We start from the raw sequence: 25,607 nt of genomic DNA on the forward strand, positions 1-25,607 counted from the left end.
CCCTATATCGGAGCAATTCACCAACTTGGTACACAGCCTGCAATTGCATTGTTAACCATCCTCAAGTTTAGGAAGTACACAATGGCTGACTACCTACTTATTTTTATTAGCACCGCAGTGGTAAATAACGTGGTGTTAGGAAAGTTTTTAGGTTTGTGCCCATTCATGGGTGTCTCAAACAAAATAGATAGCGCCTTAGGTATGGGCTTAGCCACTACCTTTGTGCTGTGTTTAGCCGCAGTAGCCGCATGGCTTATTGAATCCCTGCTATTAGCCCCTCTAGGTATTCAGGTGATGCGAATTCTAGTTCTGATTCTGGTGATTGCTGCAGTTGTGCAACTCACCGAGTTGCTGATTCAAAAAAATAGCCCAGAACTTTATCACGCCCTAGGGATATTTTTACCGCTTATTACCACAAACTGCGCGGTGTTAGGGGTGGCGCTACTCGTGGTGCAAAACAACATGAATTTTCTTGAAACCCTGTGTTACGCCTTTGGCTCTGCCGCCGGTTTTAGTTTAGTCATAGTGTTGTTTGCAGGTTTAAGACAGCGTTTAAAGCTCGCCAAAGTACCTGCTGCCTTTGCTGGCTTACCTATCGCCTTTATTACTGCAGGATTGTTATCAATGGCCTTTCTAGGGTTTAGCGGCATGGTGGGTTAGTAGGAGTATTACCATGATTATTGTATCTGTTGTTGTACTAATTCTGATTGGCGCATCCTTAGGCGCCTTATTGGGGTGGGCGTCTAAAGCGCTCAAGGTTGAAGGTGACCCAAGGGTGGATGAACTAGAAGCCATGTTACCTGGCGGTCAATGCGGCCAATGCGGTGAGCCAGGTTGTCGCCAAGCAGCAGAAGCCATGGTAGATGGCCGACTGTCCCCTACCAGTTGCCCTCCGGGCGGTAATGGATTGGCGGCCAGTATTGCTGGTTTACTGGGTGTGGAAGTAAGCAATGACCCTGATGCTGTTCCCCTAGTAGCGGTGATTGACGAGTCAAACTGCAGTGGTTGTACCCGCTGTTTTAAAGCCTGCCCCTTTGACGCCATTGTAGGCGCAACTAAACAAATGCATACGGTAATAAGCCAAGTTTGTACTGGATGTAAGCTGTGTGAAAAAGCCTGTCCTCAAGGTTGTTTAACCATGCAAGCACAAACCATACAGCTAAACACATGGCAATGGCCAAAACCCAATATCGCTTAGGAGTAGCCATGTTCAACTTAAAACCCAAGCCTTTTAGTGGCGGGGTACATCCCAAAGGGTACAAAGAGTTAACGCAGCAACAAAGCATTAGCCGAAGCTTTACTCCTGACCGGGTTTACCTCGGCATGCAGCAACGCAATGGGTCTATGCTGAGTTGCTTAGTATCGGTAGGCGATGAGGTATTTAAAGGTCAGCTTATTGCTAAAGGCAGTAACGACATGACAGTACCTTTACACTCGCCGGTAAACGGCAAAGTAGTCGATATAAAACCTTACCTAAGTAGCCACCCCGCAGGAATTAAAAGCCAAACCTTGGTCATTACCTGTAATGGCGAAAAACAATGGGGAGAAGATTTCCCGCCAAGCGATTATCAAAAATTAGACCATGAACAATTGGTACAACGGGTACTTGATGCAGGCGTAGTGGGTTTAGGCGGTGCTGGTTTTCCCAGCGGAATTAAACTCCGTTTGGCGCGCAAAGCCAAGGTGCACACGCTACTGATTAACGGCGGTGAATGTGAACCCTACCTGACCTGCGACGACCGCTTAATGCAAGAGCATGCTGCAGAGATCATCGCGGGTATCAACATCATGCTTAAAGCCATTGGCGCGAACAAAGCCATCATCGCTATCGAGGATAACAAGCCTGACGCTATCGCTGCGATAAATGCAGCTAGTGAAGACTTTAGCAATTTCAGCATAAAAGTCGTCCCTAGCCTTTATCCGATGGGGTCAGAACGGCATTTAATAAAAGCGGCCACTGGCATAGCCATCCCACCGGGCCAACTCAGCACTGCCCAAGGTATTTTGGTGCATAACGTTGCTACGGCTAAAGCCATCTATCAAGCAGTGCGATTCAAACGCCCCTTGATCGAACGCGTGATCACAGTATCTGGTGATGCAATTGAATCTCCGGCCAACATTACCGTGCCCATTGGCAGCCTAGTATCGCAGGTAATTGCAGAATGTGGCGGGCTAAAAGTAGAAGCCAAGCGGATGATTGCAGGTGGGCCAATGATGGGCCAAGTGCTGCCTTCTCCGTTTGTGCCCATAGATAAAAGTATTGGCGGTTTGTTAGCGCTAAGCGAAGACAAAATCAATCATCGTAATAGCCAAGATTGTGTGCGTTGCGGCAACTGCGTAAAGGTGTGCCCCATGGGACTTATGCCTTTCCAAATGGCAGCCCATAGTAACCACGACGATTGGCAGGGTGCCCAGCAGTTTGGCCTAGATTCCTGTTTGTTATGCGGAGCATGCAGCTATATATGCCCCTCTAGTATTCCACTGGTTCAATATTTTCAGCATGCAAAATCCAATATCAATGCCCAACGCAGCATGATGCAAAAATCCAATTTAGCTCGCCAGCTAACCGAGGCGCGTCAGCAGCGCTTAGCCAAAGAAGCCGCAGCAAAAAAGGCAGCCAAAGCATCTAAACGTAAACGCCCTGCGCGCGCTCGAGTCAGCCAAGGAGAAACTAATGAGTAAAATCAATCCCATTGCCGCGCCACATACTCATTCGGGTACCTCTACAACTAACATTATGTATTTAGTGGTGTTGGCGCTACTGCCCGCCGCGCTCTATGGCGTTTACCTATTTGGTTTACCGGCACTTACTGTATTGGCTTCCTGTATTGTGAGCGCTTTAATCGCAGAGCTTGCTTGTTTGCAATTACAAGGTAAACGCAGCCTAGCGGCATTAGATGGATCAGCCTTGTTAACGGCTTTGTTGCTGGCAATGAGCCTTCCTGCAAGTACCCCATGGTGGATAGCCAGTTTTGGTTGTTGTTTTGCCGTAACCTTAGGCAAACAAGTTTATGGTGGTCTTGGTCATAACCCCTTTAATCCAGCGATGCTAGGCCGCGTAATGCTGCTGATTTGTTTTCCCGTTGAACTCACTAACTGGCAAGCCATCTCAGTTCCAGATATCGGGGCTCAAGGAATCATGTTAAATCAAGCGTGGTTAGGCATTGATGGAATTAGCGCTGCTACACCTTTAGCCAATCTCAATCAGCTGACTAATTGGCAAGATCTAGCCCTGGGAAAACATGCTGGAAGCCTTGGTGAAACTAGTGCTCTACTGATTGCACTAGGCGGTGTTTTTTTGATCTGGCGAGGCATTATTCGGCCCTATATCCCACTAGCCTTAATCGGTGGATTATTTGTTCCCGCGACCATCGCTCACATGCTAAGCCCTAATGATTACGCTTCTGGTATCGCTCATCTATTGTCGGGCGGCGCAATGCTAGCGGCGTTTTTTATTGCGACTGACATGGTCACATCTCCCACCAGTCCGCGCGGACAACTGTTGTTTGGTGCCGGTTGTGGCCTGTTGATCTGGTTGATCCGTAGCGTTGGTAGTTACCCCGAAGGCGTGGCCTTTGCAGTGCTAATAATGAATGCCTGTACTCCGGTGATAGACCACTATCTTCGGCCAAAAATATTTGGTGCTCAATCGCTATTTAAACGCAATAAAGGAGTGTAACAATGGCCTTACCCTGCGTAGAAAAACACATTAACAGTAGTATCTATCAGTCACTATCTTTAGCTTTCGCAGTGGGTATTTCAAGCGCTTTACTGGTCGGCTTGAATATCATTACTGAACCCGCCATCGCCCAGCGAGAGAACGAAGATAAACTTGCAGCTATCGACTTAGTCATGCCGCAGCAACATTACAGTAATTCTCTGCTCGCTACCGAGCATAGCTTCAGCATTGATGACCGCACATACACTGTTTACAACGCCTTAGATAAGCAACAACAGGCCAGTGGTTATGTAGTGCAACTAAGTGCCAAAGGCTATGCCGGCCCAATAAACCTTTTAGTTGGAGTAAACGCTGAATTAAGCATTACCGGAGTGAGAGTACTAAACCACAGCGAAACACCAGGCTTGGGAGACAAAATAGAACTTGCCAAAAACCCTTGGATATTAAGTTTTAACGATAAAAGCTTGGCTAATACTACAAGCAAAGGCTGGGCGGTAAAAAAAGATGGTGGTGAGTTTGATCAATTTACTGGCGCAACCATCACACCGCGCGCTGTGGTAAACGCAGTGCATCAAGCACTGTTAGATTTAAACACTAAACAAGGAAGCTAGCATGAGCCAATACAAACGCATAATTGCCGACGGATTATGGAATAACAACGTTGTGCTGGGCCAATGTTTAGCCTTGTGTCCCTTGTTAGCCGTAACGTCTAGCGCTACAAACGGCTTAGGTTTAGGACTGGCCAGTTTAGTCGTTATGGTATTAGCTAACTTAATTAGCGCCTTAACTAAAGATTATGTTAGCCGCGCAGTGCGGATCCCAATCAACATTTTGATGATAGCAACCTTAGTCACCATAACCGACATGGTACTTAATGCTTGGGTTCATCCGCTACACAAAGTGCTTGGCTTGTTCATTCCATTAATCGTGACTAACTGTGCCATTTTAGGTCGAGTTGAATCATTCGCTAGTCGCCAAGCGCCGTTACCAGCTGTGGTCGACGGCTTAGCCATGGGCATTGGATTTACTTGGGTATTGGTATTCTTGGGCGGTATTAGAGAAATTATTGGCTCTGGTACGCTGTTCGCCGATGCTCATATTCTATTGGGTTCAGCATTTAGGGCGATAGAGTTTACCGTAGTACCTGACTACCGAGGCTTGCTGTTAGTGATACTGCCGCCAGGTGGTTTTATTGTATTAGGCATTTTACTTAGCGTGCATAGGCAGATTCAACAAAAGCTAGAGTCTATGGCTGCGCTCAAGGCTACGCCCGAGCTAAGTCCTACTGCACAATCAAAAGGAGCGTAGTAATGTTAGTGAGTATTGCTTATGCCACCCCACAGCAACAGCTGTGCATTAATGTAGATGTAGTGAATGAAAGCAGCGTGATTAACGCTTTACATCAATCAGGTATTTTAGATTTGTGCCCCGAGATCCAGCTAGAAAAACAAAAGGTAGGTGTGTTTGGTAAATTCGTTACCTTGGAGAGCCAGCTAGTTGCAGGGGATAGAGTCGAAATTTATCGACCGATTACCTGGAGCCCTCCCGTTGTAGACGATGACGACGAAGATGAGTAAAAAGCTACATTTATCTCCATCAAACACTGCACCCGCAGTGTTTTTTCATTATCGATACTGTAAGCCCGCACAAACTCACTAAGTAATAAATAGCACAATCTGCATACCAAACCCTGTCACCTTTGCAACAATCGTCTGTGTAACAAAATAAAACGAAATCTTAACTCACTGATAATTATGAATTAAAGGGTTGGTTTACTTATTGCAGCACTAACAATAAGCCAGCATATTAAGGAGTACAATCATGGCAGAGATAGGCATATTTTTTGGAACTGACACCGGTACTACTCGCAAAATCGCTAAACAGATCCATCAACAATTGGGGGCGGAACTTAGCGACAAGCCACTTAACATTAATCGCGTAGACATAGACACCCTATCCTCTTACAAAATGCTTATTCTGGGTACACCAACCCTAGGTGAAGGCCAGCTACCTGGTTTAGCAGCCGATTGCCAAACAGAAAGTTGGGATGAGTTTATGCCACAACTAGACGTAGCAGACTTTGCAGGTATTAAGGTGGCATTATACGGTTTAGGCGATCAAGTGAATTACGCAGGCGAGTTTGTTGATGGCTTGGGTGAATTGTACGATGCGATTCTAGAAACCGGCGCCGATGTTGTTGGCGAATGGCCAGCCGAGGGTTATGAGTTTGACGATTCATCTGCGTTACTAGAGAACGGTAAGTTTGCTGGCCTAGTGTTAGATAACGATAATCAGAGCGAGTTACACCCAGAACGTATTAGCGGTTGGTTAGAACAAATTAAAGCAGAGTTTGGTGTGTAGCACCCTATAAAACCATTACCTAGGGCACATACTAATGTGCCCTTTCTATTTCATGCTTTATTACCAATATTTCTGGTGATTTAAAGCCTCAATACACGCTGTTTCCCCGGTGATTGGCACTAGTGGTTCTTCGCTCAAAGACTGAGCTAGCCAACCTTCAGGATGACTCAATACTAAAGGCGCTTTAATCATATCTTGGCTAATCTGACTAAAACCCACCTTTGAGTAAAAACTTGGATCGCCATAGGTGACTAACACCTCACCGCCTAAAGCACGTAAATGTTTGATGCCGGCATTAATTAGCTTCTGCCCCACGCCTTTCCCTTGCTGGCGAGTAGCCACTGCCACCGGTGATAAAATATAACCAGCTTGCTTATTGGGAAGCACTAAGCGGCTAAAAAATATGCTGGCGACGATCTCCTTGTCTTCTAGAGCAACAAAACCAATCAAGTCTTCTGCTTTGGTATTAGCCACAATGTCAGTGACCAAATGGCCAATTAGTTGCCCCTCTTCTTTTCCTTCTGAATCAGAGAATACCTCAGTAAAAAGTTGAATCACCGCTGGTGATTGATTAGCGCTAAATAATTCGAGCAACATTGTTGCACCTACCTTAATTATCGAAGAGGAAAATGGCTTACAGATTAGGCCATTGCTGGCTCAGTCCCACTAGGTGAATCAATCCAATAAGCAAACAAATTACCGAACTCCACAACCAAAACCTTGGTGTATTGCCCATAGGCTTTTTAATCAACAACAAACCAGCCAATCCGCGAACTAAATAGACCAATGTAATCAGTACTAAAACAATACGTGGATAAGGTAAAGCGAATGATAGCGTTGCAGCAGAAAAAGCATAAAGCGCCCAAACCGAAAGAATTGCACCAATACCGCTGGTGATTAAGGCAGGTTTAATACTTTTTTGCTCTGCCAGAAGCGCCATTTTTTCACCCGCGCCGAAAAAGCGATACCACGATGCACCAAAAACAATACAACCCACGTGCATAAGGGCGGCTATAGCACTGAGTGTTCCTGCCGCTACAAGAAAGGTATTCATAAATAACCCTCTGCTTAAAGTTATGTAAGCCTGCCGTATCGTCACTGTTCATTTCAAAACTCGTTTTTAGGCAGTGTTAAAACTAGCACCTAGTACTGGTTTAATTCGTCTTGACTACTCATTACTAATGGCAAGAATTTCGCTGATCACCGCATCAGAAAACAATGATTTAGACAAATACTGTTGGCCGCCAGACTTAGCCACCAAAATTAAGCCCAACTCTGTTTCAATCACCCGCTGAATGTCACTCCACAACACTGACGTTTTTGTATAGGGGTTTTGCGTGTTGATGCCGTTCTCGTCAAGGCTCAACTTTACTTCATTGTCGGCACTTCTGCCCCACATTTGGCGGGTTAGCCACCATGCACGGCGAAACCGAATATGTAGCACTTCCATAACCGCTAAAACAATTAGCATAAATCCGACCGTGCCTGAGTCTTCAATAAACGCTAGCAACCCCATGCCCAAAACAAAAAACACTACAGGAAGCGTATAATTGGGCTTGGCATTTTTTCCATAGGGTAGAGTTTGATCAAAGCACTCTGCAAGATAAGCGCGAGATAAAGTAAATTGAGTGGTAAACGCCTGCATAAAACTCACTTATAAATGTTGAGTATTGTTAGTAACACTTAATGGTTGAATGGATTATTAGTCATCGTTAATCTTAAGCTGTAAGTGCCACTTGCTAATGGGCTATTTTACTGTTTTAACGACACAAGGGAAACGCTAAACCAATGGTGGTGGGCAATTACTCATTGAACAAGTAACAAATAGCTACACCACAAAACGCCATAGCAATAACCACTGCAGTGTTAATTTTGGCGATGCTTGTTTATGCTAAAACCATTTTGTTTGAAGGACAAAACACAATGCTGAAAAAGTTAAACGTTTTCGCTGCAATCTGTGGCTTGTGTTGGGTAATGCCCAGCCTAGCTGAGCAATTTGAACCTAAAACTTTAGAAATAGTTACCTTACAAAATGGCGCTCAAGTACAGTTGAATGACGACTTTACCTGGCAATACCTGCTGTTAAACACGCAAAGTGAAACAACTGCCTCAGTTGAAACAAGCAATGCTGTATTACCGGTTGCTGTAGCAGCCTCAGAAACACCATTGGCTAATTCAGAGTCTTCTCATTCACCTGAGCGTTTAAGTGACATAGCGATCAATCAAGCTGAGTTACTAAAGTCTACTGCAAAGAATGGCGTAAAAATAAGCCTACTCAACAGCCAATGGGATGATAAAGACCGGCTTGGTCTGCATTTCCAACTGGTCAACACAGGCACCAAAAACTACGTACAAATATTGCTTGAAGTCAGTTTATATGCCGACTCTGGTACCGTATTAACCCAGCAAGAAGTAAAAGTTTGGCAAGCTATTTTTAGGATGCCAGACACCTATTTGCGCAAAGAGCAGTCACGCACCAGTGAGATTCTTTGGTTTGAGGGGGTAGATAAAACCCAGTGGGATAAACAATTATTAAGCCTGAAAATCACCAATATGGAATCACGCTAATACTGTTTCAACCCTGTGCTAATGGCGCTTGCTTTAAGCTTAAAGTCGCTTAACCATTTGCAGATCGGTAATAATTTCACCTTCAAAAGTGTCGGTAAGGCTATTAGCCGAAAACTCAAATCCAAGTTTACGATAGAAGGTAATCGCTACCTTATTTGTATCCAGCACATAAAGGTTCATTTCCTCTATGTCTTTTGCTTTCGCTTTTAACGCTAGTTGCGCCATTAATAGTTGCCCTATTCCCTTTCGGTAAACGCTAGGACAAAGGTAGAGTTTATGAAGTTCGAGAATTGCAGCAGAAGACTTAGCTTCGCTATAAGATAAGAAACCAACAATCTGGTTATTGTCTAATGCCACCAATACATGTTCAACGCCGGTACTAATGGCTTGGAGCCATTCACGTTGCCTTAACTGAACCGTGTACTTATCAATATAGCCTTTTGGCATTAAGCCCTTAAAAGCAGACTTCCAAGCGTTAACATGAATAGCAGCAATAGCGGCTACATCACCTAACAGTGCTTCCCTTACTTTGCGCTCCATGATGTCCTTCTCAAATTGCGAGTGTTAAACAAAAGCTTTAAGGCTCAAAACTAGCCCAAGCCGCATAGCAATTATACGTATCAAAATCCGCTATAAGAAAACCCGAAAACTCATTTGTTTAACAAGAGTTTCCATACGGCTTACTTAGACCAAACAATAGCACTAACTAATTGGTGAATAAGTGTTCTACCTATCAAATTGATAGAATTATCATAAATGTGAATATAGGGCTGAAGAAGAAGGAGCTTAGCGGAATATTAGGCTTACTTGGCTATTGGATTAGCTTTTGAGGCCTAAGTTTCTAGGCCCTTTAACAATCGCTAATTGGTAATGGCAAACAGCTTAGATGGTATTACCCTGGTGTTAGTGGCTACTTAACAATGAACCTAAAGTCTTCAATTTCGCCTAGCTCATTAGCGTGCAGAATGTAGTCGGTGTTCATGTCAGCTTTGTTTTCGTAAAAGCGTATTTCATATCCACCATTGAGCTTATCGTAAGCTACCGTGTATTTGCTGCTAACTTTACTCACCACAGCATTGGCGCTTACTTTGCCATTTGCTAAAGGAGTGCTGGTGGTCAAATAAGTAAGCATGTTGGTGGAAAGATCGTCAAACGTAAGCGTATAAAACAGTTTTTTCTTTACCAATTTTTGGTCAACAACTTTGGTTGAGTAACCTTCAGACGAATAGTAGCCGTTGGTTTTAACGATTAGCTCAAACTCATCTTCTGCTGTTGGTGCCGTAGACACACATCCTGATAAACTAAACATTGTGAGAGTTAATATGATTAGCTTTTTATACATTAGTCACCTCATTCCTCTTGATAGTTAAGTCATACAATAGCATCATTATCTGGTTGGATCAGTTCAAGCGTAACAAGGCTGACAAAACAGCTCAAAAAGTACCAAAAAGTGAGAAGCAGGTTCGCCCAAAACACAGCCTATGAAACAGCTAAGATTATTTGTGGGAGTCTGTTGCTGAATGTTGTCTATTGCTAACTGCGGTAGCTGTCACTTTATGAGTAGGTTCTAGTGGCGACATTAGCGACTGATGAATACAACTTAAGGTGAGCTTCTTCTCAAGAGTTATAGATATCTAATTTATTGAGCGTTTAAGCTGTTTATGCTAAAACCGCTACGCAATGCCTGAGGTAATCGCTGTGGGCCTAGCAAGGCTAAGCCCATTATGGCTATTAGCATTAGCTCCCAAAAACCAAACACGGTTATTTACTTAGGTTTTTGCTGCCGCCAGTTTCAACTCGTAAACCGGTTTCTGGAGTAGTTTTACCCTTAATGTCTTCGCTCATAGCTTGTTTAAAGCCTTTAATAGTAGTGCCTAAATCGCCGCCCAAACCGCGTAAGCGCTTAGTACCAAACAATAAAGCAACAATTACGGCCACTATAACCAGTTGCCAAACACTAATTCCACCTAAACCCATGCTCACTCCTTTTTGTTTTCTTGCTCTTAAACAACAAACAGGCTCAGATAGAGCCTGTTTTAACGTTTACCGGGTAACTTAAACGCCTAGAGCACTACCGTCGTTTTTACGAATCGCCACTACTGATGCACGCGGGCGCAAATCAACACCAACCGGTGTTTCTTCTGCTGCGTTGGTGCTGTAAGGCCAGTTACTTGGGTGTTGAACACACACAAACATAGTGGTGTAGTCAGGGCTTATGGTAAAGCCTGTAACTTCACAACCGTTTGGTCCTACAAAGAAGCGGCGCAATTCACCTTGGTTTTCGCTGTTAATGGTATCAGCATTACCGTCGGCGTCTTTTATCGCAGAAGGCACTACTGCCAGCATTTGATCGTTGGTGTAGTTTTTAACTTCGTCTGCACCGTTATCTGTTTGAATCCACATAATGCCGCGCTTATCAAATGCCAAACCGTCTGGGCTAGCAAATTGATTAAACTCACCCAATCCAGATAGGTTGGTGTCTGCGTCACCGTCTGCTGGTGAACCAAATACAAAGATGTCCCAGCTAAAGTCGGTCGCTGCGTCACCTTCGTCCCAACGAATTACATGGCCAAATTTGTTGTTTAAGCGCGGATTAGCAGGGTTTGTACCGGTGGTGTCGTCACGTCGAGTATTGTTGGTTAGTGTTAAATAAACAGAACCAGTAATTGGGTCTACGGCACACCATTCTGGGCGATCCATTGGAGTTGCGCCAACTAAATCAGCAGCGCCAGCGGTGTTTAAAATAATGTCTTCCAGTGCTGCAAACGAGTCGGCCAATGTGCCGCCAGCAGTGGTCGCGCTCTCTAAAGTAAGAGATAACCAATGGCCTACGCCGTCAGCGTCAAACTTGGCAACGTAAAGTGTGCCTTGGTCCATGTATTTGTCACCTACCGCTAGGCGATCTGTTGGGTCTGCATCGGCTGCATCCCACATTTTCTCAGACACAAATTTGTACATGTACTCAAAGCGCGAGTCGTGGCCTGAGTAAAATACAATGGGTTTACCAACTTCAAGTGTTCCAAAGGTACAACCTTCGTGGCGGAAGCGGCCTAAAGCAGTACGTTTTACGGCGCGTGAGTTTGCTGTGTAGGGGTCAATTTCTACAATGTAACCGTGGCCGTTGGCTTCGTTGCGGTAGTCGTCCATGGCCGTTGCGCCAGTAGGAGTTACGTTAAAACGGGCAAACTCGTCTACACGCTCAGCAGCGTTACCAGCCAGTGTCTCCCAGCCATAACGGGTGGTGCCAGATGTGTCTAAACCTATGCGGTCTTGCTCATCAGTGGTTGTGCCAGTGTTAATAAAGTAACCAGGCCAGTTTTCTTCACAGGTCAAGTAAGTACCCCATGGTGTGTAGCCGTTACCACAGTTGTTTAGCGTGCCACGAGCTTGGCTGCCATCTGGCGAAAATGGCGTGGCTAGTTTGCTAGAGTGCGCTAAGGGGCCAGAAATATCCATAACGGTGGCGCCGGTATAGCGGCGGTTTAATGGGTCGGTGTCTAGCATCATCCACTGGCCATTATCTTGCAATTGAATGCGAATAACACTAACGCCATGAGCAGCAATTTCCTTGCGTACTTGGTCTATGCTGCTGCGGATGCCATCGGCATCAGCATCTGTTCCAGTGGGGTGTAGCGCGTTTTGATCAATGTACTCGTGGTTTACGCACAACAAGCCGTCGGTACTGGCATCGTTTAGCGGGAAGAAGTGCAAACCGTCGTGATGCATGCCCATCGCATTGTTTTGGTCTACGGCATCGTTGCTACCGTCATCTTGCCAAGCCGTCGCTGTGGCATTTATTGGTTGGCCCCAAGGTGCAAGAATTTGTGCAGTGTAGCCTTCTGGTACGCTTACAGCATCAATTTTAGAACCAGCGATTGAGTTGAAGTTTAGCGTTGCGCTAGGTGTATCACCACTGCCAACAGCAGTGCTGCTAGAAGAGTTACAGCCAGCTAAACCAAAAGCACCAAAGGTAGCCATTGCGCCTAAGCCTAAGCCGCCTTTTAAGATTTTACGGCGTGAGAGGTGCACATCTAGCACTTCATCAAAGCTTGGGTTTTTACTTTTGTTAAAACGCGTTGGGTTAAATGTTTCCTTGCTCATTTAGCTATATCCTAGTTAAGTACTCTCATTTATTGTTCGGATTAAGCTAATTCCACAATGTTACATTTACGTTAAGTTTGTATGGATTATTTTGTGACTTTGCTAAGCGCTAAGTAATTAACAAGTATACTAATAAACCAGTAATCGCCGTTTCATCTATCTCTAAAAAAATAGTATTAATTTCCAGGATAATATTTCGCTTTTATAGACAATACTCAACATTTATCTCTAGAAAGCTTACTGAAGTAATACCCAAGTAATCATCAAAATTTTGTGCCTATTGACTTAAATACTCATTAGTTAAAAGAAGACCCTTGACACGTTTTAACCAACCACTGACGCTGTTGCTGTTTTTGCGCTTGCCCAAGAAGCGCCTCTTCAATTTTTGATTTTGCTTCTTCAAAGAGTATTTTGTGTTCACCCATGATTTGTTTGCACCATAACAAGTGGTAACCCATACCCGTAAAAATAGGCTGACTAAAACTCGCTTCGTCCATATTAAACAGGGCTTCGTCTAGCTGAGGTAATAACTGGTCTCGTGCGACTAAACCCAGCTTGCCACCACTTACCGCGGTTGGACATTCAGAGTGCCGCTCGGCTAACTGTTCAAAATTGTCACTATTCACTTGCTTCGCCAACTGATAAATACGTGACTTAGCTTGAGTTGGCGCATTCTCTTTAAACTGCTCATTAACAGTAATCAGAATATGATGGGCCGCTCGCCGTTCTACTTGTAGAAATTTTTCAGGGTACTGCTGATAAAACGCTAGGGCTTGCGCTTCGCTAACGGGCGCGACATTTTTACTGACATACGCCAGCACAGCTTCACAACTAAGTTCTAAACGTAGCGCGTCTCGCAGCCTTGGCTCACTTAGCTGATTAGCCAGTAGCGCTTTATTAAATGCTTCAGCGGATTCAAAATTTTGTTTGATAAGCGCTAAACCTTTGTTTAGCTGCGCATCATCAACATGCACCAGTTTTGCTTCTTTAGAGGCAAGCACTTTTTGCTGAATATGAAAGGATTTACTTACTACCCTTTGCAACTCGGCGACCTGTTTTGGGCTTAATTGATCTGGATTTAGTTCAAACAAAGAAATGCTGGTTTTCATACAAAGATAAGCTTGAGGGCTGTCTATTGAACTAGTTAACGGACTATCTGCAGTAAGGTCTACGCTATCCAACATAAGCGGCCTCCTCAAGGCTTACCAATGCGCGCTCTGGTACCTCTACATCGAGTTCGCCAATTTGAATTCGATAACTTGGGCTAGTTTTAGCTTTACGCCTTACTGCTAATACATCAACAATACTGCCTTTATTGGCCACAATTTCACCTTCTTGCGATAAAGAAAGGCTTAGCGCGGCTTTATCACCATATTCAAATTGATTAGGCTGCCATACCAATTCGGCATCAATTAACTCGGCCTCTTTACAGCCAATGGTTAATCCACGATTAATAAACTGCACCTGATAGATAAGGTTATTTTGTAAATGGTAACCCGATTGTCGAACGTACCCGCAAGCACCACGACGTACTAATAACGCACCTTTTTTGCAGCCAGGGAAACTTCCGTCGTTGCGAATATTCTCAACCACTCTCACTTTGCATCCGTAACCAAATTTTGCTGTATTCATCTGCTACCTCACTGTTTAACAGCCGCTACACGTTTTACAAGCGGGTGCAGCATGCGCCAACACCACGCCTTTTTCTAACAAGCAGTAAGCTTTGGCCACCGCCGCTTTAAATTCGTTAAAATTGCTACATTGTTGCTCGGAAAGCACTTGGCCAAGCAAGCGTAAATACACCACCCTTTTTACTTGTAGTAAGTTGGGTTGATAACTCACCTTAAAAAATTCGAGAAACGACTCTGCACTGCTTAAATTAGCTATTTGCTGCTGCAACTTTGGATCTTCTATTGCGTGAACTAACATGGCCTACTCCTTTAAACACAAAGTGCTTGTGAAAGCTGCGGCTTAACACATTGTTGATAAAACCCGAATAACTCTTGGGAACTGGGGCTACGTTTATGCCTTTCTGCCCAATTCACCAATAGTGATTTTAGGGCCATACACTGGGGCTTAGTTAAGTCGATGCCGAGTGATTGATAAACCGATTCAATGGCCGAAAATCCAGAATGTTTGCCTAATACCACGGTGTGGTTACGGCCCAATAACGCGGGCGAAAAACCTTGGTAGTTTTGCGGATCTTTTAGCAGACCGTCTACGTGTATTCCTGACTCGTGGGTAAAAACATGTTGACCAATAATGCTTTTGCTTACCGCCACACTGCGACCAGAGGCTTGAGCCACTAGTTCACATATTTTAGGAAGCTGTTTTAAGTCTATTTCGGGAATAGTTCGCTGGCCTGCCAAATGCGTAACATTCAGCGCCATTAAAACTTCTTCTAGGGCTGCATTGCCAGCTCGTTCACCTAAGCCAATAACGGTGGTATTCACCGAGTCAACGCCCGCTTTAATAGCCGCAAGCGTATTGGCGGTAGCCATACCCAAATCGTTATGGGCATGCATCTCAATGTGTAAATCACTGCTTTGTTTCAGGGCGCTAATAAACACTTCAGTGGCAAACGGGTCCAGTACCCCCAAGGTGTCAGCGAAACGAAGCCGCGATGCACCGGATTTTTGCGCCAGCTCAGCAATGGTTTGAAGCTCGTCTATGGTAGCCCGAGAGGCATCTTCCATCCCCACGCATACCTTAATACCTAGGTCTAAGGCTTGAGCAATACCGCGTTCTAACAAGCTAAATAACTGTACTTTGCTAAGCGCCAACTTAGACTCACGTTGCTGATTAGAAGCAGGAATAGAGATGTCTAGATAGTCTAAACCTAGGCCAGCAGCGAGTGAGATATCATGCTGATTAAGCCGGCTCCAGCCCATGGTTTTACTGGTGTTTAGCTGCTGGCAAATGGAACTTATTACCTCGCGTTCGGCGCTGCTCATTGCCGGTACGCCTACTTCTAACTCTGCAACACCAGCAGCTTGTAAACTACTGGCTATGTTTAGTTTTTCTTGGGCGCTAAAAGCCACGCCCGCTGTTTGTTCACCGTCACGCAAAGTGGTGTCGTTTATGATTAACATGGTTCCCTCCCCCTTTATCGTTCGCTGACTACTCGATGATTAAGCGTAAACAGGGCTAAAACTTTGCTCTGCGGGTTGGTTGCTTACGGTATCCCAATAAGGCGAAAGCATCCGTAATTTTTCCACGATGCCTGGTAACACTGCCAGCACTTGGTCAATCATTTCTTCACTCGTAAAGCGAGACAGCGAAAAACGAATAGCGCCATGTGCCGCGGTATAAGGAATATCCATAGCGCGCATAACATGCGATGGCTCGAGTGAACCCGAAGTACAGGCAGACCCTGAAGACGCTGCAATGCCGTGTTGATCCAGCATCAATAAAATGGACTCGCCTTCAACAAACTCGAAAGCGATGTTGCTGGTATTAGGTACACGATGACGAGGGTCGCCGGTAACAAAACAATGTGGAATACGCGCTAACAGCCCCATTTCCAAGCGGTCGCGCATCATCTTGATTCGCGCAGAATCTTGTTCAATAGATTGCATGGCTAACTCTGCTGCTTTACCTAAGCCAACAATGCCGCTGCTATTCTCTGTGCCAGCTCTACGACCGCGCTCCTGGTGGCCGCCACGCAGTAATGGTCGGAATTTGGCGCCACGGCGCAGGTACAACGCGCCCACTCCTTTGGGTGCATGGAACTTGTGCCCAGAGATAGACAGCAGATCTATACCGCTGTCAGCAACTTGAATAGGTAACTTGCCAGCGACCTGCACTGCGTCGGTATGAAATAAAATGCCATGTTGTTTTGCTAACTCTGCCATACCGCGAATTGGGAACAGACTCCCGGTTTCGTTGTTTGCCCACATAAAACTGGCTACAGCGACTTCGCTACTCAGCGCTTGTTTGTAAGCTTCCATGTCTAATCGACCACGCGCATCTACTTTTATCCAATGCACCGTATAACCTTTACGCTCAAGGTTTTGACAAAGCTCTAACGTGGCTGGGTGTTCAATCACTGAAGTAATGATCTCTTTCCGATTTGGAAAGGCTTCAATGGCCGACATAATGGCTGTTGCGCTGGCTTCTGTGGCGCACGAGGTAAAGATGACCTCGCTACTATAGCTGGCGCCAATCAAAGCTTGCACTTGTTGCCTTGCATGCTCTATCGCTTTACCCACTTGCTCACCAAACTGATGGATAGAAGAAGGGTTACCATAAAACTCACTTAAATAAGGCAGCATTTGTTCCAGTACTTTGGCATCAACTTGAGTGGTGGCGTTATTATCCAAGTAGGCCAGCTGAGTGGCTTTGTTTAGCGTAGTTAAGTTGCTCATAGTGTTATTTCCTTAAGCTAAGCTGGCTGCGCCAGTTGGATAAACGGTGATGGTCTCGCCTAATACGGCACTGATCTTTTGCTCAATCATGGCCAGGGTGGCACCTGATAAACCACATCCATTGCAAGCGCCGGTGAGTGAAACAAACACCATGTCATCTTCTACGTCTGACAATTGCACATCACCACCGTCTGCTTGAAGTTGCGGCCTTACTTGCTCTAGGGCTTGTTCAATAAGACGTATCTTGCCAACAATGGTATTAGCTTTGCTCGGGCTAGCTGGCGTGACAATGGGATCTGCCAATGGCGTACCTAAGCATTCTTCGAGTACCCATTCAATTTTCTCGTGGCAAGCTGCACAGGCGCCGCCAGCCTTGGTGTAGTTGATCACCTCATCTAAGGTTTCGAGATTGTTTTGGCTTACCACGCGTTTAATTAGCGCGTCGTCGATGGCAAAACATTTACAAATGAGTTCACCTTCTTCATGTTCCTCGGCAACTTCTTCTCCACGATATTGCGCTACCGCAGCATGCAATGCTTCCATTCCCATGACTGAGCAATGCATTTTCTCTGGCGGTAAACCATCTAAAAAATCAACAATATCTTGATTGGAAATACGCATTACTTGATCGATGGTTTGACCTATGATCATCTCAGTTAATGCCGACGAAGAGGCAATCGCGCTGCCACAGCCAAAAGTTTGAAATCCGGCGTCTTCAATCACATCACTATCAGGGTTTACTTTAAGACTAAGACGCAAGGCGTCTCCGCAGGAAATTGAACCCACGTCACCAATGGCGTTTGCATGATCGACTGCTTTAGCATTTTTGGGTTGAAAGAAATGCTGTTTTACTTTTTCTGAATAGTTCCACATACGCTACCCCACAATGATGAGTTAATTGGTAGTGGTAGTAACCCGCGGTGATAAGACAACATTACTGCCCTAGACTGAGTGTTGATAAGCCATTGGGAACCTAGAACACAGCGTTTCTTGCTCAAGGGCCGCAAACTCAATCACAACGGGTTATTACCTACATTAGGTATTGCAAGTGGGATACCCAATCAACCAATGAACGTAACCTACTGATAAATATTGATTTATCAACTCGGGATAAATATTTTCAGTGTGAGTTAAATCACATTATCGGATGGCTTGTTAGATTTGCTACAGGATGTTGTAGGCCTTAATGACAACTGCTGATTAAGCTGCCCAATAAGCGGCTGGGCAAAATACCGACTTAACAGTAAGCCAGAGACAAAACCCAATAGAGCGGCCCCTAAATTAATGTATTCGACCGTATGAGGATGAGCGGCCGCAAACAAATAGTTAGCCAATAAAGCAAAACCAAGCAAACCACATAAAGCAGGAGCAAACATCACCATAATGGCTTTTAGTAAAAAGCTGTCGTGGCAATTCATGTCTACTTGCTGCCCAACCTTATAGTGCGCTGGGCTGGTAAGTTCTGCCCGTAGCAAGGTAGCTGTGTCACTGTTCACAGTGACACAGCTATTTTTACTCACACAAGAAGAACAGGCACTTTGCCGCTGTCCTTCTAAAACAACTTTATCACCTGACACGCTAACCACATTTAAGCTTACTTGTGCCATAAGATCTGCTTCCTAGACCAAAGCGCTAGCGGGTGTATGGGTGTGGCAATTTTTAGCACATACGGTAGAGCAAGCCGCACAACCAATACAATCACCGGCGTTTTTCAGCTCCATCACCATCACTACATCGTCGTCATAATCGTCATAGGCTTCGTCATCTTCGTCTATTTCTCGCTCAACCAAATCAAACACATCACGTGGGCAAACTTTGTAGCATCGCCCGCAACCAATACATGCGTCTTGATCTAATGCCGTAACAAACTGCGGTTCCCAAGGTGATCCGTCTCTGGTGAGCCCCATAAAGTTTTTATCGCTCATTACTCTTTCCTTTTTTAGTTAATTTACATTCCATTACCTTGTTACCAAGGCTCATCTAATAGTTCGTTTAAACGTTGGGTTTGTTCGGCTGAATCAGTCTGTTTGTTTTGCATCCACGCCATCGGTTGATGAACAAACTGCAAGTGAATTTCTCCCAACAAAACACTAAGCTCTATATCGCTATCAACCATTAAACTACTGATACCCGATTGCTTAAGTTTTTCTATTGCTCGTTGGCCACAAGCGTTACTGAATACGGCTGCACAGCCTTTAAGGGCTTCGATGCGTTGGCTCAAGCGCCCGGCGTCGTGACCAGGTTTAGTCACTTCAAACTGCAGCGCTTCAATAAGTTGAATATGTTGCTCACCAAAACCGTAAATCAAAAAGGTATGTGCGCTACCAAAATGTTGGTCAACCTTGTGTTTACTCTCACTGGCAAAAGCCACTTTAAAACAGTGCTCGCGTTGTTGGCCGTCTTCGATAATTGAAAGCTTTCTTTCCATCGCATTCATAGCAGCACCTTAGGAAATGGGCAGTGGATGTTTAACACAACTTTCTGGTTCAAAACGGTAAGCACTTACATGGGCAGGTACTTCGTCTTGATGATTGGCTTTTAGTAAATTAGCCATGGCAAATAAGCGATTTCTGGCACCTTCGTATCCCACTTGCAGCGCATCGCTATTACCAAACTGATCATGGCAAGGGAAGCCTGCTCGTAATACCGGTGTGGAGGGCTCGCATAAATTGGCGCAATGGGTATTGCCTATAACAAACTCACTATCGGCAATAACATTGGTAAGGTTTGATAGATCCCCTACTACCACGTTATTTGCCTTAATCGCTTTAAGTTCTGGCACATTGAGGGTTGTGACAAGTTTGTTTAACACTGCACCATTCTCGGCTAACAATGTTGCGTAACCTGCTGCTGCGTCTGGCTCTAAGGCCATAGACACTTGGCTAGCCGATAACAGAAAGTGGCAATCTAACATGGCGTCTTGCAGCCGTTTACGTTGACGATTTATCCAATCGGGCACTGCTTGATTGGATAGCCTAGACAGCAACATCACCAGTTTGTCACACTTCTCTAGGCCCATAACCAGACCTAATGAGTGATAAGGCACCGCGTAGTGTTCTTGCAACAATTTTGCTGCGGGTAATAGAGATTCGCCAATCACCAAACTCGCTACGCTATTTACCATGCTGGTAATTTGATTTACCCCGGTACCGCCAGTACTGGTGTTAGAAAAATCTTCATCGGCCAAGTGGCCATCTAAGGAATCACTTAAATTCGGGAGTAACACCGCGTTAAATCCAAACGCTGAGCAATACCGTTCAATTAACTCACAATCTGCGCTGGTTAAGGCCACTGAGCAAAACACATTAAGTTGTGGCTGTACCGCAACCGTAAGTTTGCTATCAACGGTAGGCTCTACAATTAACTGTTGCACGCAAGCTTCAACAGCATGTGCAAAACCACTTTGCATCGAGCCGCTAAAATCAGGGGTTGATACAGAAACCAGTCTGCTTTTTAAATACTGCAGATGGTTAGCTTTAAATTCACGAATAACTCTGGCTACGTCGCAGCCTTGCATCTCCGTTAAGCCTGTAGTCACCACCATAATTAATTGAGGCTGATGTTTTTCACATAACAGTGCCAATGCTTTGTTTAAGTTGTCGTCACCTCCCATTACTGCAGCAATGTGGTCTATGGCGGTGTTTTGTAGCGGTATGGGTTCGCGATAATGTTGTATCAAGTAAACCTTAGCGAACGCACCACATCCCTGGGAGCCATGCATTAAAGGGATCGCATTGCTTAATCCCATACAGGCTAAGGTTGCTCCGGTAGCCGCACTGGTTTTTAACGGTTGTTCTACTAAGGCGCTGCGATTTATAGCGATGTGATGGTTATCTTTGCTCATAATTGCTCCTCGCTGCTTAATCGTACTGTTTGCTGCCACGGCGCAGTACTAGCAACCAGCGGCCAAATTGGACTTTCTAAGGTGCGGCACAGTTCTTTAGCAAAAGTAAGCATGCCCTCGTAGCCTGCGTAGGCGTGTTCACGCTCTTGGTTAATGTCGAGGAACGGTAATCGCGCTTTAAGCGCGGTATACATGTTGCGCCCACCTGCTATTAATAAGTCGGCCTGTTGCTGACTAGCAATGTCTAATAGGTTTCTTGCACCGCCTTCGTCTAACATTAAGGCTTCATCACCCATTATTTGTTTAATACGGGCTTTGTCTTCAGCAGTGGATTTTTTGGTCCCTGTAGCCACTACGCTAACACCTAGCTCTTGCAATGCTGAGACTATCGACCACGACTTTACTCCGCCGGTATACAGCAGGGCCTTAGTACCAGTTAAGCGATTAATATAAGGCTGCAGTTTCTTGCGGATGGTAATTTCTTGCTCAGCTATCAATACCTCTGTTTCGCGGATCACTTGGGGATCATTAATCAATTTAGCGAAGCTTCTTAATGCTGCTGATGTATCCTCTACGCCATAAAAACTGCCTTCGAACCAGGGAATGTCCCAGCGTTCTTCTAGCATACGTGCGACGTTTATTTGCGCGCGAGAGCACACCACCATGGCCGCGTCGGCTCGGTGCATGGTTTGAATTTCGTGGAAGCGGGTATCTCCCGACATGCAGCTTAATACCCGATACCCTAAACGTTCTAGTAAGGGTGATACGTGCCAAAATTCTCCAGCAATATTGTATTCACCTATCAGCACAATATCGTTTACTTGGCGTGTTGGATCGTGGCGCATTAAGGGTTTTGCTGGTGGCTCAGCACTTCCCACAACCTGTTTTACCATTACCTCTCCCGCAATGCGGTTACCTAGGTTTTTACTCCCGTAAAAACCGGCTGCATCTACTGCAACAACGGGAAGTTTCCAGCGCTGCTGGGCCATTTTGCATATAGCGTGAACGTCATTACCTTCTAAGGCAGGAACACAAGTAACGTAAACAAACACAGCTGGCGGCTGATGTTTCTCGATAACGGTTTTTATTGCGTGAAGTAGCCGTTTTTCTGCTCGCCCCATTATCACGTCTTGTTCGTTTAAATCCGTGGTAAACCCTAATCGAAACAAGTTGCGACCAGAGGCGCGAGTACCTCGGTTATTCCAACTGTTCCCAGCACAAGCTATAGGCCCATGAACAATATGGGCAACGTCGGCTATCGGTAGCAGGCTTATTTGGGCTCCATCAAAACTGCAACCACCCGCAGTTGCACCAGGCACCGGCCTAGCACAGCCGCTTTTTTCTCCTTGGTTATGCTCACAAGCTGGCTCATCTAATAATTCAGCAATATCACTTCGCTTCATGCTTACTCCTCATCACTTGCAACTTTGCTTGTTAAAGCACTCAGCAGATCTAGTTGCAACAGACATTCCAAAGCCTTAGGTGTTGATATATATGAATATTCTCTTGTAGCAAACACAACAAAATACTGCCAAACAACACAATGTATAGGTATCTCGTACACCTTAATCACCAACAAAAAAGGGCTTACCCGTGAAGGTAAGCCCTTTAAAACTATGAATGTTGTTTAAGCCAAAGGATTAATCGTTGACTAATTTCCAGGTACGGATCCAGTCAACTTTCATAATGTTATTGTCGTTGTTTAATAGGTCATCTTTTTGAGGAAGACCCCCTACCCAACTTGAATCCTGGCTCCATAAATCCCAAATAATGAATTGCTCAAGCGTGAATGGTTGCTGGGTGGTTACCTTGTTTACTGGTTCACCGTTTAGGTAAAACTGTACGGTATGCTCATCTTTCCACCATGCGCCAAATACATGATAATCCTCGGTCCATAAAACACCTTGCAAGGTATTTTGATCCGATAGATCGGTACGGTTATCAGAGTTACCATGATTACGCTCTGTTGAGCCGTTTTTAGCAATAAAGTATTGCGAGTTCATTTTCCAAGGAAAGTCTGGCTGACAGTTACAGGTAGGAACTGGGTTGATTTCGATGATATCAATCTCATCGCGATTGTTAATATCACCATTGTTTAACCAGAATGTTGAGTAGGCCGAAATGTTAGCCACTTTTATCCGGCTTTCGGTATACATCGGGAACTTGATTTTGGCTACTGAGCGTACTCTAGATGATTCAAACCACTGGTTAGGGCTATCGGCATTTAAGGTTGCTTGGATCCACAAGTTACCGTCGGCCACACCTGAATTCTTGTTCAGCATGTTGACTGGTGTATTTCCATAGTTCCAATTGGTTTTTAACCACTTAGCACCATTCCAAAATTCAAACTCATCAGATAAGTTATCTACTTTTTCCCAACGTTTACCTTGTGGAGTTGTGTTATTAAAAGACACAAAACTAGGTAAAGTAGCATCGGCTGTATTTACGTCGATGACGTTTGGTGAGGAAACTTCGCAACCGCTGTTATCTACCGAGGTTCCAGGTGGCGTATTTGGACAAAGATCGATGGCGTTATTCACACCGTCGTTATCGTCATCTAACTGTGATGGTGAACATCCATTTTGGTCTACGGCTTCACTTAGCCCCGTATTTGGGCATAAATCGTTAGCATTTAGAACGCCGTCACCGTCGTCATCTAACAATGGAGGCTCTGTGGGGCCAGTTAACTCACCCTGCCAAACCAATTTGAAAGATTCTAAGTTCCATTGCCAATCATTTGTACCAAGTGCGTGAATACGCACTTGTTGAACACCCGCTGGTAACGCTACTTCGGTATTAGCAGTAAGTGGTGAAAAGTTATCCCAACCGTTGGCTGGTACTTGAGCTTGAACATAAGAACGCCATGCTCCACCTTCCATTACCAGTAACTCAATGCTTGAGTTTTCGGTGATGGCGGTAGCAACATTAAAACTCACTAAGTACATACCGGCTTTGTCTACATTAACGTCGTAATCGACAAAATCACCGCTGTTTATGTAGTTAATAGCACCTTGCCCAGCGACGGTATATTTACTGACCGGTGTTTGCTGGTTATCGTCAAAAGTGCCACCCTGACTGACAAAATCTTCGGCTTCGATATTTATAGTGCCAACAACGTCTTCAGGATTAGCGTTGTCGCCATTGTCCACATCATAAATAAATCTAAATTCTTGATTAGGATGATCGGCTAAACATGCCCACTGATGAAATTCATCACCGTTTTCAGTATAGGCACCTGCTACGTCTAAACATTTTTCTGTTTGTTGGTTTTTTAATTTAAACCAGCCATTATTCATGTCTAGCAACGACCAATATTGTTTTTCATCGTTTACTTGGCAATCTAACTGTTGAATATCAGCGCCATTACTTACATCACCATTTTTAACTTCTAAGCACTTACTACTGGCCTTAGTTTTTATGCTGTAAAAACCATTACCTTGGTTAACAAAAGCTAATCGTTGGTTGGCATTATTTTCACCACAAGTCCATTGAGCGAAAGGGGCAAAGTTAGCTGTGTTACCGGCAGACAAATCGATACATTTACCGCTATGGCGAACCTCAACATTACGGTATTCTGCGTCGCTAACCGTAGCCGCCGACAAGGGGGCTGACATAACAAACGCCATGGTGACACCCAGAGATATCTTGTTTCTAAAAATCATGTTGTTCCCATTTTATATTAGTTAATCCATTAAAGTATTGAAAACAATACTGGCCAACAATGGAGTCGATTAAACCAATTATTAATTCATACGAGAAACTAAATAACAAGACTAATTTATTTCAAGAATCCCCTTTAGAACAACTGAAAACATATTAAAAACAACAAAACACAGAAAACTAAAAATACTACATAATGAACAACCATAGTATTCACAATGAACAGATCACAAAGTAAACATTTTCATAGGCAAGTAAATAAATTTTAGAATTAAAATAACCAATAGGTATTACAAAACCACATAACAAAAATATTTTTAAATTTATTTTTAATTAATAAGGTAAAAGCCAGGATTTACTAGAAATAGACTTCGCTAAACGTTTCTAGCTCGAAGTCTTAAAGCTAAAATAGTAGAGGTTTCCCTCACAAATGGTTGGCTATTGGCTTTGTATCGGCAGTGGTATTACTCAACATAACCAGAGGAACCGGTACAAAACGTAGTTAAAAAGAGCTTCGGGTTTGACAGTGAATTAAACGGCTTAACGGCCACCTAGTTTACTGAGTAAATGATTTAGTTGTGCCTGCTCGTCGCTAGTTAACACTGCCATACGACGTTGTTGTTGCAGGTGTAACTCTAAAACTACTTTGTCAATCAAGGTCTTACCGGAAGTGGTCAATTGTACTAGCTTGCTACGTTTGTCTTCAGGGTTATCTACGCGCTCGATTAACCCCGCTTGGGTGACTCTGTTTAACACTTTAGTTAAGCCACCAGAGCTAAATAACATCGCTGAGTACAAGGTGGTTGGCGACAGACAATAAGGGGCGGGATAACGGCGAAGAGTGACCAAAATGCCAAAGTCTGCCACCTGCAACTGATATTGCCCTATTGCACTCTCCAGGGTTTGATTAAAGCCATGATGAACGCGAACCATACGTAATACAGCCGGGGACATGGTCTCGTAGGCTTCTGGCCAGTTTAACTGGGTTGAACGCAAAATACTGTCGATGCTTTCTTGGTGCTTCAAT

The 25,607-nt window shown here is 44.5% G+C and carries 29 protein-coding genes; 9 read left to right on the top strand and 20 right to left on the bottom strand.

The features are described from left to right. Positions 1-81 precede the first annotated feature (81 nt). The 8 genes from rsxA (at position 82) to FFR00_RS09915 (ending at position 6,040) form a co-directional block, all read left to right on the top strand. The gene (gene rsxA / locus FFR00_RS09880) at positions 82-660 is read left to right on the top strand and encodes an electron transport complex subunit RsxA (RefSeq protein ID WP_137673233.1); all 579 of its coding nucleotides are present in this window, start codon (positions 82-84) and stop codon (positions 658-660) included. 13 nt (positions 661-673) lie between these two features. Then, the gene (locus FFR00_RS09885; RefSeq protein WP_137673234.1) at positions 674-1,198 is read left to right on the top strand and encodes an RnfABCDGE type electron transport complex subunit B; all 525 of its coding nucleotides are present in this window, start codon (positions 674-676) and stop codon (positions 1,196-1,198) included. 8 nt (positions 1,199-1,206) lie between these two features. After that, the gene (gene rsxC, locus FFR00_RS09890; RefSeq protein ID WP_137673235.1) at positions 1,207-2,682 is read left to right on the top strand and encodes an electron transport complex subunit RsxC; all 1,476 of its coding nucleotides are present in this window, start codon (positions 1,207-1,209) and stop codon (positions 2,680-2,682) included. Continuing rightward, the gene (locus FFR00_RS09895; protein WP_137673236.1) at positions 2,675-3,679 is read left to right on the top strand and encodes an RnfABCDGE type electron transport complex subunit D; all 1,005 of its coding nucleotides are present in this window, start codon (positions 2,675-2,677) and stop codon (positions 3,677-3,679) included. The genes rsxC and FFR00_RS09895 overlap by 8 nt, the downstream gene beginning before the upstream one ends. A gap of 2 nt (positions 3,680-3,681) precedes the next feature. After that, positions 3,682-4,290 (top strand): electron transport complex subunit RsxG, encoded by a 609-nt coding sequence (gene rsxG / locus FFR00_RS09900; protein ID WP_137673237.1) that lies wholly within the window; start codon positions 3,682-3,684, stop codon positions 4,288-4,290. A 1-nt stretch (position 4,291) separates the two neighbouring features. Beyond that, positions 4,292-4,987, top strand: a complete 696-nt coding sequence (locus FFR00_RS09905; protein WP_137673238.1) for an electron transport complex subunit E — start codon at positions 4,292-4,294, stop codon at positions 4,985-4,987. Between the two features lie 2 nt (positions 4,988-4,989). After that, on the top strand, positions 4,990-5,256 hold the full coding sequence (locus tag FFR00_RS09910; RefSeq protein ID WP_137673239.1) for an RnfH family protein: 267 nt from the start codon (positions 4,990-4,992) through the stop codon (positions 5,254-5,256). 244 nt (positions 5,257-5,500) lie between these two features. Further along, positions 5,501-6,040, top strand: a complete 540-nt coding sequence (locus tag FFR00_RS09915; RefSeq protein WP_137673240.1) for a flavodoxin — start codon at positions 5,501-5,503, stop codon at positions 6,038-6,040. 60 nt (positions 6,041-6,100) lie between these two features. On the opposite strand, the gene FFR00_RS09920 is transcribed toward FFR00_RS09915, so the two are convergent. The 3 genes from FFR00_RS09920 to FFR00_RS09930 form a co-directional block, all read right to left on the bottom strand. Then, on the bottom strand, positions 6,101-6,637 hold the full coding sequence (locus FFR00_RS09920) for a GNAT family N-acetyltransferase (RefSeq protein WP_137673241.1): 537 nt from the start codon (positions 6,635-6,637) through the stop codon (positions 6,101-6,103). A 37-nt stretch (positions 6,638-6,674) separates the two neighbouring features. Continuing rightward, positions 6,675-7,094, bottom strand: coding sequence for a hypothetical protein (locus tag FFR00_RS09925; RefSeq protein ID WP_137673242.1), 420 nt, complete (start codon positions 7,092-7,094; stop codon positions 6,675-6,677). Between the two features lie 114 nt (positions 7,095-7,208). After that, positions 7,209-7,685 carry a YcxB family protein gene (locus FFR00_RS09930; protein ID WP_137673243.1) on the bottom strand — a complete coding sequence of 159 codons (477 nt, stop codon included), beginning with the start codon at positions 7,683-7,685 and terminating at the stop codon, positions 7,209-7,211. A gap of 278 nt (positions 7,686-7,963) precedes the next feature. On the opposite strand from FFR00_RS09930, the gene FFR00_RS09935 reads away from it, so the two are divergent. Continuing rightward, positions 7,964-8,608, top strand: a complete 645-nt coding sequence (locus tag FFR00_RS09935; protein ID WP_137673244.1) for a DUF3157 family protein — start codon at positions 7,964-7,966, stop codon at positions 8,606-8,608. 39 nt (positions 8,609-8,647) lie between these two features. Here FFR00_RS09935 and FFR00_RS09940 read toward each other — a convergent pair whose 3' ends face one another. From FFR00_RS09940 to FFR00_RS10020, 17 genes are all read right to left on the bottom strand, one after another. Beyond that, entirely contained in the window at positions 8,648-9,148 is a 501-nt protein-coding gene (locus FFR00_RS09940) for a GNAT family N-acetyltransferase (RefSeq protein ID WP_137673245.1), read from the bottom strand. Between the two features lie 370 nt (positions 9,149-9,518). After that, complete coding sequence (locus FFR00_RS09945) at positions 9,519-9,950, bottom strand: hypothetical protein (RefSeq protein ID WP_137673246.1); 432 nt, start codon at positions 9,948-9,950, stop codon at positions 9,519-9,521. A gap of 419 nt (positions 9,951-10,369) precedes the next feature. Next, positions 10,370-10,585: a twin-arginine translocase TatA/TatE family subunit gene (gene tatA / locus FFR00_RS09950; protein ID WP_137673247.1), complete on the bottom strand. Its 216-nt coding sequence runs from the start codon at positions 10,583-10,585 to the stop codon at positions 10,370-10,372. Positions 10,586-10,663: 78 nt separating this feature from the next. Then, positions 10,664-12,709, bottom strand: coding sequence for a PhoX family phosphatase (locus FFR00_RS09955; protein ID WP_137673248.1), 2,046 nt, complete (start codon positions 12,707-12,709; stop codon positions 10,664-10,666). A 296-nt stretch (positions 12,710-13,005) separates the two neighbouring features. Beyond that, positions 13,006-13,893 (bottom strand): nitrogen fixation protein NifM, encoded by an 888-nt coding sequence (gene nifM / locus FFR00_RS09960; RefSeq protein WP_137673249.1) that lies wholly within the window; start codon positions 13,891-13,893, stop codon positions 13,006-13,008. After that, entirely contained in the window at positions 13,883-14,341 is a 459-nt protein-coding gene (locus FFR00_RS09965) for a nitrogen fixation protein NifZ (protein WP_137673250.1), read from the bottom strand. The genes nifM and FFR00_RS09965 overlap by 11 nt, the downstream gene beginning before the upstream one ends. 15 nt (positions 14,342-14,356) lie before the next feature. After that, a complete protein-coding gene (locus FFR00_RS09970; RefSeq protein ID WP_137673251.1) occupies positions 14,357-14,638 on the bottom strand; it encodes a nitrogenase-stabilizing/protective protein NifW in 282 nt (93 codons plus the stop codon). An 11-nt stretch (positions 14,639-14,649) separates the two neighbouring features. Beyond that, positions 14,650-15,801, bottom strand: coding sequence for a homocitrate synthase (nifV, locus tag FFR00_RS09975; protein ID WP_137673252.1), 1,152 nt, complete (start codon positions 15,799-15,801; stop codon positions 14,650-14,652). A gap of 39 nt (positions 15,802-15,840) precedes the next feature. Continuing rightward, the gene (nifS, locus tag FFR00_RS09980) at positions 15,841-17,076 is read right to left on the bottom strand and encodes a cysteine desulfurase NifS (RefSeq protein ID WP_137673253.1); all 1,236 of its coding nucleotides are present in this window, start codon (positions 17,074-17,076) and stop codon (positions 15,841-15,843) included. 12 nt (positions 17,077-17,088) lie between these two features. Beyond that, positions 17,089-17,949, bottom strand: coding sequence for a Fe-S cluster assembly protein NifU (gene nifU / locus FFR00_RS09985; protein WP_137673254.1), 861 nt, complete (start codon positions 17,947-17,949; stop codon positions 17,089-17,091). A gap of 257 nt (positions 17,950-18,206) precedes the next feature. Continuing rightward, positions 18,207-18,683 carry a SoxR reducing system RseC family protein gene (locus FFR00_RS09990; protein ID WP_137673255.1) on the bottom strand — a complete coding sequence of 159 codons (477 nt, stop codon included), beginning with the start codon at positions 18,681-18,683 and terminating at the stop codon, positions 18,207-18,209. A 12-nt stretch (positions 18,684-18,695) separates the two neighbouring features. Further along, entirely contained in the window at positions 18,696-19,001 is a 306-nt protein-coding gene (fdxB, locus tag FFR00_RS09995) for a ferredoxin III, nif-specific (protein ID WP_137673256.1), read from the bottom strand. Positions 19,002-19,042: 41 nt separating this feature from the next. Continuing rightward, positions 19,043-19,513 (bottom strand): NifB/NifX family molybdenum-iron cluster-binding protein, encoded by a 471-nt coding sequence (locus tag FFR00_RS10000; RefSeq protein ID WP_137673257.1) that lies wholly within the window; start codon positions 19,511-19,513, stop codon positions 19,043-19,045. Between the two features lie 9 nt (positions 19,514-19,522). Continuing rightward, the gene (nifN, locus tag FFR00_RS10005; RefSeq protein ID WP_137673258.1) at positions 19,523-20,920 is read right to left on the bottom strand and encodes a nitrogenase iron-molybdenum cofactor biosynthesis protein NifN; all 1,398 of its coding nucleotides are present in this window, start codon (positions 20,918-20,920) and stop codon (positions 19,523-19,525) included. Further along, the gene (gene nifE, locus FFR00_RS10010; RefSeq protein ID WP_137673259.1) at positions 20,917-22,323 is read right to left on the bottom strand and encodes a nitrogenase iron-molybdenum cofactor biosynthesis protein NifE; all 1,407 of its coding nucleotides are present in this window, start codon (positions 22,321-22,323) and stop codon (positions 20,917-20,919) included. The genes nifN and nifE overlap by 4 nt, the downstream gene beginning before the upstream one ends. A 237-nt stretch (positions 22,324-22,560) precedes the next feature. Then, positions 22,561-24,582 (bottom strand): RICIN domain-containing protein, encoded by a 2,022-nt coding sequence (locus FFR00_RS10015; RefSeq protein WP_137673260.1) that lies wholly within the window; start codon positions 24,580-24,582, stop codon positions 22,561-22,563. A 538-nt stretch (positions 24,583-25,120) separates the two neighbouring features. Beyond that, the gene (locus FFR00_RS10020; protein ID WP_174235940.1) at positions 25,121-25,606 is read right to left on the bottom strand and encodes a MarR family winged helix-turn-helix transcriptional regulator; all 486 of its coding nucleotides are present in this window, start codon (positions 25,604-25,606) and stop codon (positions 25,121-25,123) included. Position 25,607 lies beyond the last annotated feature (1 nt).

Origin of the sequence: Agarivorans sp. Toyoura001 (assembly GCF_005405585.1) — a bacterium.
Classification (GTDB): Bacteria; Pseudomonadota; Gammaproteobacteria; order Enterobacterales; family Celerinatantimonadaceae; genus Agarivorans.

What these genes read in the sequence shown, in the direction of transcription:
- FFR00_RS09965 (WP_137673250.1), bottom strand. Translation starts at nt 14,341, where the DNA reads ATGAATACAGCAAAATTTGGTTACGGATGCAAAGTGAGAGTGGTTGAG.
- rsxC (WP_137673235.1), top strand. Translation starts at nt 1,207, where the DNA reads ATGTTCAACTTAAAACCCAAGCCTTTTAGTGGCGGGGTACATCCCAAA.
- FFR00_RS10000 (WP_137673257.1), bottom strand. Translation starts at nt 19,513, where the DNA reads ATGAATGCGATGGAAAGAAAGCTTTCAATTATCGAAGACGGCCAACAA.
- nifU (WP_137673254.1), bottom strand. Translation starts at nt 17,949, where the DNA reads ATGTGGAACTATTCAGAAAAAGTAAAACAGCATTTCTTTCAACCCAAA.
- FFR00_RS09990 (WP_137673255.1), bottom strand. Translation starts at nt 18,683, where the DNA reads ATGGCACAAGTAAGCTTAAATGTGGTTAGCGTGTCAGGTGATAAAGTT.
- FFR00_RS09945 (WP_137673246.1), bottom strand. Translation starts at nt 9,950, where the DNA reads ATGTATAAAAAGCTAATCATATTAACTCTCACAATGTTTAGTTTATCA.
- nifE (WP_137673259.1), bottom strand. Translation starts at nt 22,323, where the DNA reads ATGAAGCGAAGTGATATTGCTGAATTATTAGATGAGCCAGCTTGTGAG.
- rsxG (WP_137673237.1), top strand. Translation starts at nt 3,682, where the DNA reads ATGGCCTTACCCTGCGTAGAAAAACACATTAACAGTAGTATCTATCAG.
- tatA (WP_137673247.1), bottom strand. Translation starts at nt 10,585, where the DNA reads ATGGGTTTAGGTGGAATTAGTGTTTGGCAACTGGTTATAGTGGCCGTA.
- FFR00_RS09905 (WP_137673238.1), top strand. Translation starts at nt 4,292, where the DNA reads ATGAGCCAATACAAACGCATAATTGCCGACGGATTATGGAATAACAAC.
- FFR00_RS09915 (WP_137673240.1), top strand. Translation starts at nt 5,501, where the DNA reads ATGGCAGAGATAGGCATATTTTTTGGAACTGACACCGGTACTACTCGC.
- nifM (WP_137673249.1), bottom strand. Translation starts at nt 13,893, where the DNA reads ATGTTGGATAGCGTAGACCTTACTGCAGATAGTCCGTTAACTAGTTCA.
- FFR00_RS09955 (WP_137673248.1), bottom strand. Translation starts at nt 12,709, where the DNA reads ATGAGCAAGGAAACATTTAACCCAACGCGTTTTAACAAAAGTAAAAAC.
- nifV (WP_137673252.1), bottom strand. Translation starts at nt 15,801, where the DNA reads ATGTTAATCATAAACGACACCACTTTGCGTGACGGTGAACAAACAGCG.
- FFR00_RS09920 (WP_137673241.1), bottom strand. Translation starts at nt 6,637, where the DNA reads ATGTTGCTCGAATTATTTAGCGCTAATCAATCACCAGCGGTGATTCAA.
- FFR00_RS09940 (WP_137673245.1), bottom strand. Translation starts at nt 9,148, where the DNA reads ATGGAGCGCAAAGTAAGGGAAGCACTGTTAGGTGATGTAGCCGCTATT.
- nifN (WP_137673258.1), bottom strand. Translation starts at nt 20,920, where the DNA reads ATGAGCAAAGATAACCATCACATCGCTATAAATCGCAGCGCCTTAGTA.
- FFR00_RS09885 (WP_137673234.1), top strand. Translation starts at nt 674, where the DNA reads ATGATTATTGTATCTGTTGTTGTACTAATTCTGATTGGCGCATCCTTA.
- FFR00_RS09930 (WP_137673243.1), bottom strand. Translation starts at nt 7,685, where the DNA reads ATGCAGGCGTTTACCACTCAATTTACTTTATCTCGCGCTTATCTTGCA.
- FFR00_RS09935 (WP_137673244.1), top strand. Translation starts at nt 7,964, where the DNA reads ATGCTGAAAAAGTTAAACGTTTTCGCTGCAATCTGTGGCTTGTGTTGG.
- FFR00_RS09970 (WP_137673251.1), bottom strand. Translation starts at nt 14,638, where the DNA reads ATGTTAGTTCACGCAATAGAAGATCCAAAGTTGCAGCAGCAAATAGCT.
- FFR00_RS09925 (WP_137673242.1), bottom strand. Translation starts at nt 7,094, where the DNA reads ATGAATACCTTTCTTGTAGCGGCAGGAACACTCAGTGCTATAGCCGCC.
- fdxB (WP_137673256.1), bottom strand. Translation starts at nt 19,001, where the DNA reads ATGAGCGATAAAAACTTTATGGGGCTCACCAGAGACGGATCACCTTGG.
- nifS (WP_137673253.1), bottom strand. Translation starts at nt 17,076, where the DNA reads ATGAGCAACTTAACTACGCTAAACAAAGCCACTCAGCTGGCCTACTTG.
- FFR00_RS09895 (WP_137673236.1), top strand. Translation starts at nt 2,675, where the DNA reads ATGAGTAAAATCAATCCCATTGCCGCGCCACATACTCATTCGGGTACC.
- FFR00_RS10015 (WP_137673260.1), bottom strand. Translation starts at nt 24,582, where the DNA reads ATGATTTTTAGAAACAAGATATCTCTGGGTGTCACCATGGCGTTTGTT.
- rsxA (WP_137673233.1), top strand. Translation starts at nt 82, where the DNA reads ATGGCTGACTACCTACTTATTTTTATTAGCACCGCAGTGGTAAATAAC.
- FFR00_RS09910 (WP_137673239.1), top strand. Translation starts at nt 4,990, where the DNA reads ATGTTAGTGAGTATTGCTTATGCCACCCCACAGCAACAGCTGTGCATT.